Raw genomic sequence first — 7,174 nt, forward strand, 5'->3', positions numbered from 1 at the left:
ACTGCTGGAATTCAGGTATATTAGTCATTTTGGCAGTTTTTGACTCTTCTTTTTTCAGGCTTTGTGAGAAATCCGGGATAAGCATCACTATAATCATTTTAATAATGCTTGCCGGATATTGGTTTGTTTTTTATCACGATCAAAAGATAAAGCGCATCAAAAGTAACTTAGTGCTGGAAGTTGATGGAGCAGATATTCGTTACCCAAATTTACCTTTAGGTAACTTTGGTATCTTTTTTGAGGTTAAGGAGAATCGAAGAATCCAGGTCATTTTTCCAAAGCTCACACCCGAAGGCATTGAGTACATTTATTCCTGGCATAATCTTCAATCTATACGTATTCCAACTTTCGATAAAATTGATATTGATAAAAAAGCAAATCTCAAAGTAGCTCAACAACTAGCCTTCCTAATTAAAGAGCATATCCAATTTGTCGAACCAGAAATTTTAAAATTAAGAAAGCAGTGGCACAAAACCAACAATTTACTGGATTTAGTACTTACGTCAGAATTTTATGCTAGTCAACAGGGAATTTACAAAAGAGCATTATTTCAAATTGAGAACTTACTCGATAAAGCTGAAGAATTACAACAAGTCTATATTGGCTTTATTAGAGAACTTTTGATTGGCAGACAAGTTGCACAATATGACCCAAATCTCCTTCCAAATGACAGCTTTGCTATTGAGAATAAGTATAAAAGAATTAGAGAAGAGTACCAATATATGAAAGATACAGCGACAGCGTATGCTGAACTTCTACGCACAAGCCAAGTTTAATAATGTAGCGAATGGCAAAGCCACCAAAAGCTGGATATGGTGAGCTTTGCTCTAAACCAGTTTATTCCTCCTGGTCTTCATCTTCGTACTCCTCTTCATCCTCGTCATATTCATAATCAGCATAGTCTTTCCCGTGTTTTTCGTACCACAGGCGTTCTTCCTCTTGAGCCGCCTCTCGCTGTATCCTTTTCCGTTCTGCCATCTCTGCTTCTAAACGTTCTTGCTCTAATTTCTGCTTCTCAAACCTTTCTCTTAAGAGCCTTTCTCGCTCTTGGGTTTCTTGCTCTACCCTCTCCCTCTCAAGTCTGATTAATCGCTGCTCAACTCGCGCACAGTAAAAATCTAAAGCCTTACCCGTCGCGGCTCCAGTAACTGTACCACCTGCTAGAAAAATGAGTCCGGTTTTCCAGCCTTCAATCGGGCCACCGCTCCACTGCAAACTTTTTTGATTGAACCACACCAGCACAGAGAAGACAGAGATTCCAACTACCGTATTGATCAGCGCAAAAATTCTCGGTGTCATCTCAGTCTGTCGCAGGATCAGCCACTGCCCCAGCCAGAGTATTGCACCAAAAATCACCGCAGCGATCCCGCTCATGACCAAATGATCTGGATATCTGAACGGATCTAATGCCATGTTAATAATCAATGGCACAAATATCAGCAGACAGAGCAAAAAGCCAATGAATAAACCAGCAACACTTATCAGGCTCCAGTAGCGACCGAGATAACCGAGGCGGAATTCTAGTATCCACTCTTGTACTGGAAGCATTGTTATGTAAAACGCGATTCCTGCACTAACGTAATCGAGCATTGGCAGTTGTTTTACCTTTGTATTTAGCGTATTTGGCATAGCCGTGCCAAAACGGACAAGAAAGAGAACCTAAGACGAATTGAAGCGATTATTGCTGAAAGGTTTCTCGCTGCCTGCGATCGCCTAGCCAATAATTAAATTCGCCTTACTTCAATTTCACCAGGGGTCTACTGCTTACGTATCTCAAGAATTATTTCTAATCAACTGCAACAAGATTGACTCAAGGCTTTGTAGTGCAGCGTTAGTAGTGCGCTGATGTTCCTTGAATGCTTGTAAATGCTCCTCTGCTTGCTGCTGGTGTGACTCAAAGTTTCGCTGATGTTGTTCGTGACTATCACGTAATTCAAGTAACACATCATCCAAAATTGCACTACGACCCAGAACACGGTCAACGTTACTGGTAAGCTCTCTCATTTCTTGACTGAGTACATCCAGTTGTGCTTGCGTGTTTGCTTGTCTTTCAGCTACACCCAAGATTATTTGCTCAATACGGTCTAGTCGGTTAGGGAAAGGTGCGTCGGTCATTTTTCTTGTGTTTAACTTCTATAATTTTACTTCTATAACCGGGTTTAAGATTTGCAGCGCTCCAATTCAGGTGGTAAAGGTCTACTATTAATAATTCATTCATTTGCCCGTAAACCAAGTTTGGCACGAAATTCTTTGGCGTATTTTGCGGGAAGAATTCAGTCCTTCTGAATTCAGAAGGACTGAATAGTTAAAGAATTAGGAGAACATTTGATAAACAAATATACCAATCATTTTATATTCCTGATAAATTCTGACTCCTGACTCCTGGGTACTGAATTCTTACAATCTATCTTTGTAACTCTATTTGTTGCCCTTGAGATTTAGCTAATATTTTATCAATTTGAGTATTAGCATCCTCAAAAGTTTGCAATATCTGTGGAGTTACTTTATTAGTCTGCACCTTGCCAGATTGTAAGTTTAAAATTACCTCCCCATTTTTCTGCGAAATAGTTAAATCTCTCTGCTGGGTATTGAAAGCCAAGTCATAAATTTTTCCTTGAACTTGAGTGGCATTTTCATTAGACTTACCCCAGATCATGCCAATCCTTTGAGCAATTTGAGTCAGTCGACTGATTCTTTCAAGCTCAAATGTATCTTGATTCATTACTGTCAACGCTTCGGCTGATAATTGCTCACCAGCTTTAAATTGATTGGCAACTTCCACAATGCGTTTTTTGTAATTCTCCGACTTCCCTAACTTATCTGCGGCATTGTACCAATTTCTCAAATCATCAATAGTAACTGTTGAGGACTTCTTCACACCTAGAAGTTCGGTTTTTGTACTATTAGTAATATCTGGTGTAGAAGGAGTAGTGGAGAGTGATGGAGTTATAGATTGGTTAGGTGGGGATTGTGCTGTTTGTTCTGGTGGTTTCAAAAACTGCGGTCGTGTAGCGAGGGAATTAACTCTTTGTTGATAGTCACTATCCGTTTCAATAATTGACCCAAATTTCTTGGTCATATTATCCAAACTTTTGGCAGGAATTGAACTGCTAACTAAGTTAAATACCGCTAGACCTTTTTGGGTTTCCCTGATAACATCTTCTGTTGGTACTTGCTGCCATTCAACTTTTTGAGCAGTTAACCATTTAGTCACAGTCTCAGCTTTCTGGTTGTCAACAGCCAAACCCATGACTCCAAGTTTTTTGTTTGATTCTGTAGAAAATAAGAAAGTAGGACGCTCTTTAATATAATGTAGAATTTTCGCACTACTCTCAATCATCTCTTGTTGTTCAGAATCAAACGATTGAGTCCCAAAAACCTGAAATTCCTTCGTCCATTTCTGGGGATATTCAACGGTATTATGATCAATTTGAGCGCAAATAACAGAGAAGTTACTTTCAATAATAGCGGGGGCTGGGGTAAGTTGTCCGGTTTTGAGCAATCCAAGCTGTCTGAGCGCGTCTTTATCTTTTTTAAAGTGCAACACTCCCAAAGGTTCACCATTGAGAAATACTGCATCTCTAGTTTTTAAAGGTGGCAAATTGATAGTCAGTTTTCGGTAATCTCGATCCGAAAATGACTGACCAGAAAAATCATAAAAGTTGATTTTATTTATTTTGAGGAGATTACCATTTGGGGACTCACCCAGCAAAAAAGCTTGATCTCCAGCTTCAGAGATAGAAGTAAGTTTCAACTTCAGGGGATTACCATTTTTTAGGTAATCAACTTGTTTTAACTGCTGGATAGAATCACTGTCTAACTCACCCAGAGTCAAAGCATCAAGTTTGATTTTTACTGTTTTATCAGGAATCGGCACAGTGCCAAATCCTAAGTTTACGGGTTCGGCGTTAAAAACAAGTCCTGCGTAAGAGAAGTTCTTGAGTTCACGGATAGTAATTTCAACCGGTTCGTTTCCTGGTAGCCCAATAGTTGCTTTGGCGGTAGCAGGTTCTACCCCAATGAAATTAGCTTGCGCCTTTGTGCCAATTGGTAACATTCCAGCCCTGGTTTCGAGCATGGCGAATTCCTTATATTCGCCGTCAGCATCCTGTACAAACATTAGTCTGGAAACGTGGCGTTCATGTCCCGGTGGGTGGTGGCTAGCTCTGATTTCTATGGGGTGTTTTTCGTCTGGGTTCCACTTTCTGCCCAAAAATTGATTTGCTTCATTATGAAGTGTGACTAACTTCGGTTCGCTAAATTGCAGTTTCTCCAAGCGGGAGATAATCTCATTGGGGAAAGCAGCGAAAGCAAAATTGGAGACTTTTTTAGCGATCGCTTGGGGGTTTGCGTTTTCTTTTCTTGCAACTTCCAGTTCATCCTGGCGGGATGCACAGATGTTCCAAGCGGCGGCAGCAGATGCAAGTTTTTCTGACTCTGGGATAGAAGCGTAAAATGCTTCAGATGCATCATTTGCCAAGGCAAAGAGTAGTTTAGTTTGGCTTCTGGTAAGTTCTGGTTTTAGTTCTAAGAGTTTAGCTCCTTGCGTAGTTATCCCCGCCTTGAGGTTGTGGTCAGTTACAGATTGCTGGCTAACTGTTCCCAACTGACGGTATGCAGGTTTTCCATCTTTATCGATTTCTTCATTAATCTGAGCGACTGCTAGTAATTTGTGGGGGCGTTCGCTACTTGTAAATTTAATTTCTTCTAGGCGAATGTTAAGTGTCTGGGCTTTCCAGATTAGGGGATGCCCGTAACGAGTTAGATTGGTAATTTCGAGTTGGCAAGACTGTGGAGTTTGGATGATTGCTGATGGCCCCTTCTCGGTTTCCCGCCGTCGCTCCATACGTACCGCAGCGTTGAACTTCAGATCGAACTCGTACTTCGCGGCGATCGCTGCAAATTTTTGTTGTGGTGTAAATTCTACTCCTTTGAATAAGTCTTTAAACTGGACGATGGGACGCGATTCTAACTGTGATTCTTGGAAATATTTATTGGTTTGGCTAATCAATAATTCTACTGGTGAGTAGCCCTTTGGTGTTATACCTGTGCTTAAATAAACTGAACGCGACTTTTTATCTTTAATATAATTAACATCACGATATAAGTAGCGGTTGTTTTCCCTGATTTTATCCATCTCAGGTTTTTTAGCACTTTTGAATAAATCAACCGCTATTTGGTTTTGATAACATCCTTCTTCAATCATACTCCGGTACATTTGACGGTTAATGTCCATCGCCTGCTGGATAATTTCGGGAGTTCTTTGACAATGAGCAAGTTCGACAACCCCTTGCATATACGGCTTGTATTCTTCTCGAATTAACTTTGGCTCTTTCTGCCGTTCTTGCTCAAACAGGGTTTCGTAATGATTAGAAACTTGGTCTAGATAATTTGATTTCTGCTCAAAAGTACCGTAAGTCTTTAGTACCTCAATTTCTGATTCTAATGCCTCCAGTGCTGTCACTTGATTGTTGATTATGCCCACGCTGATGCTATCGCTCATGTGAATAGCGATTTTTTCAAAAGGGGGCTGGCTTCCATCTGTGGGATCGTAAAATGATTGCTTTTTGAGCTTAACTGTCGGAGCATAAGCATTCTGGGGTTGGTTTCTGTACTCGGCTTCGGCTGTTAAGTTAGGATATTTACTAGCTAGTGCCACACCAATGCAGTCACCATCGTAGTCTCGTGCTTGGCGTTCTGATTCGGTTTCTGCTGGGTCGATAAAATCAGCATTGATTCCTCGTGCTTCTAGCTCTGTGATTCTTTGCTGTATGCGCTTGTGGTCTTCGTCATTGACTACGATTATGCCTTTGAGGTCTTTACCATCTGGCCCGAGTCGATCTTTAACGTGCTTGTTAGCAGACACACACAATCCGTTAGAATTTAGAAAAGGAGAACGGAAGTTAAGAATTTTCTCTTCATTCTTTTCCCATGAAACACAAATTTCACCATTTTTAAGTTCCTTGGATGGAATAATCATCCCTCGGTCAAAAGTAAGCGTTTTCCCAAAAGCGATATCTCGCCATTGGCTCTGTAAAAACCGACTTAATTCCTGTTTAACTTTTTCCGTTTCTAAAAGTTGTTGATGACCAAGTAAGTCAGTTTTGATGAGTTTGTACATGAACAAGTCATCTTTAGTACTCTCGTCATCTAATTCCTCATCTGTATCTAAATCGTCATTTGTCCCTAAGTTTTTAACATCTGGTTCCAGGTTTGTGACTTCTCCTATTTTTAATTTACTTTGGTTCAATGATTCTTTGCGTTTTTCGTATTTTTCACAATAGTAAGCAGCAACAATTCTAGGGTCATCTTGAATAGAAACTAGTTTTTCAGCTTGTAGCTCTAATTCTTCGGCAAAATCTTTAATTCCTTGGGGGAAAGATGCCAATAGTTGGGAGATAGACATCTTACCTTGCTGAGATTGCCCTTTTTCGGCTAACCAAATATCTTGCTGATACAACCCTGGCTTAATTTGAGGTTTAGTCGCCCCTGTTGGTCTATCCTTATCTGTTCCCTTAAAACTACTTATGGGGAGAATTATGTCTATTTTTGGTTTGTTATTTGGCTCTGCATATTCTATTTTATCTAGTTTGTATGGTCGGAGTGTCCCTTTACCAAAGCGGTATTTAGTAGTATCTTCTCCGTTTCCTTCCTTCCAGCCAAATCGATGCTGGATAACACGGTAGCTTTTATCTTGTTGTGATTCTCTTGAAGTGAGCTTGTCATAAAGTTGTGTTGAAATCTGTCCATAACAATCGCCAACTAGTTTATATGCTAAATCATTTGATAATATCCCTCCATTTTGACCGGGATTATTATTAGAATCATCTACTACTAGAATGTTTAGCTTCTCGTGAATCGCATTTTTACAAGCCCCAAGGAAGATGGAACCATAAGCACCCCGATCTTTACTATCGGGACAAATTTTTTGAATCGTTTCTAAACATTCCTTTTCTCCATAAAGTAAACGAGTTTTTGAAGATAATAGTAAAACGTGTCCATCTGGATGATTTTTTAAGTCTTCATCTGTACTGTATTCATCTGAATGTCCAAATGAAAAATTTTTGTTAGGAAAGTAAAATTCCAGTAAAGTATTACTGAGATTTTCAGTTAAAATATTTTTACGATCATCTGTATAAATCCATTGATTGAGCCTGGGATCAAAATGTTTAAT

4 protein-coding genes are annotated in these 7,174 nt (G+C 39.8%); 1 reads left to right on the forward strand and 3 read right to left on the reverse strand.

All coding sequences use genetic code 11. The features are described 5' to 3' along the window. The coding region (locus G1O98_RS35800) for a hypothetical protein (protein ID WP_207794526.1) at nt 1-776 on the forward strand (776 nt) is incomplete at its 5' end. Nucleotides 777-837: 61 nt separating this feature from the next. Here the strand turns inward: G1O98_RS35800 and G1O98_RS35805 are convergent. The 3 genes from G1O98_RS35805 to G1O98_RS40455 form a co-directional block, all read right to left on the reverse strand. Then, on the reverse strand, nt 838-1,629 hold the full coding sequence (locus G1O98_RS35805; protein ID WP_163938877.1) for a hypothetical protein: 792 nt from the start codon (nt 1,627-1,629) through the stop codon (nt 838-840). A gap of 144 nt (nt 1,630-1,773) precedes the next feature. After that, complete coding sequence (locus G1O98_RS35810) at nt 1,774-2,115, reverse strand: hypothetical protein (protein WP_114083935.1); 342 nt, start codon at nt 2,113-2,115, stop codon at nt 1,774-1,776. 289 nt (nt 2,116-2,404) lie between these two features. Continuing rightward, nucleotides 2,405-7,174, reverse strand: coding sequence for a hypothetical protein (locus tag G1O98_RS40455; RefSeq protein ID WP_163938879.1), 4,770 nt, complete (start codon nt 7,172-7,174; stop codon nt 2,405-2,407).

The organism is Nostoc sp. UIC 10630, assembly GCF_010747425.1.
GTDB lineage: Bacteria > Cyanobacteriota > Cyanobacteriia > Cyanobacteriales > Nostocaceae > Nostoc.

What these genes read in the sequence shown, in the direction of transcription:
- G1O98_RS35805 (WP_163938877.1), bottom strand. Translation starts at nt 1,629, where the DNA reads ATGCCAAATACGCTAAATACAAAGGTAAAACAACTGCCAATGCTCGAT.
- G1O98_RS35810 (WP_114083935.1), bottom strand. Translation starts at nt 2,115, where the DNA reads ATGACCGACGCACCTTTCCCTAACCGACTAGACCGTATTGAGCAAATA.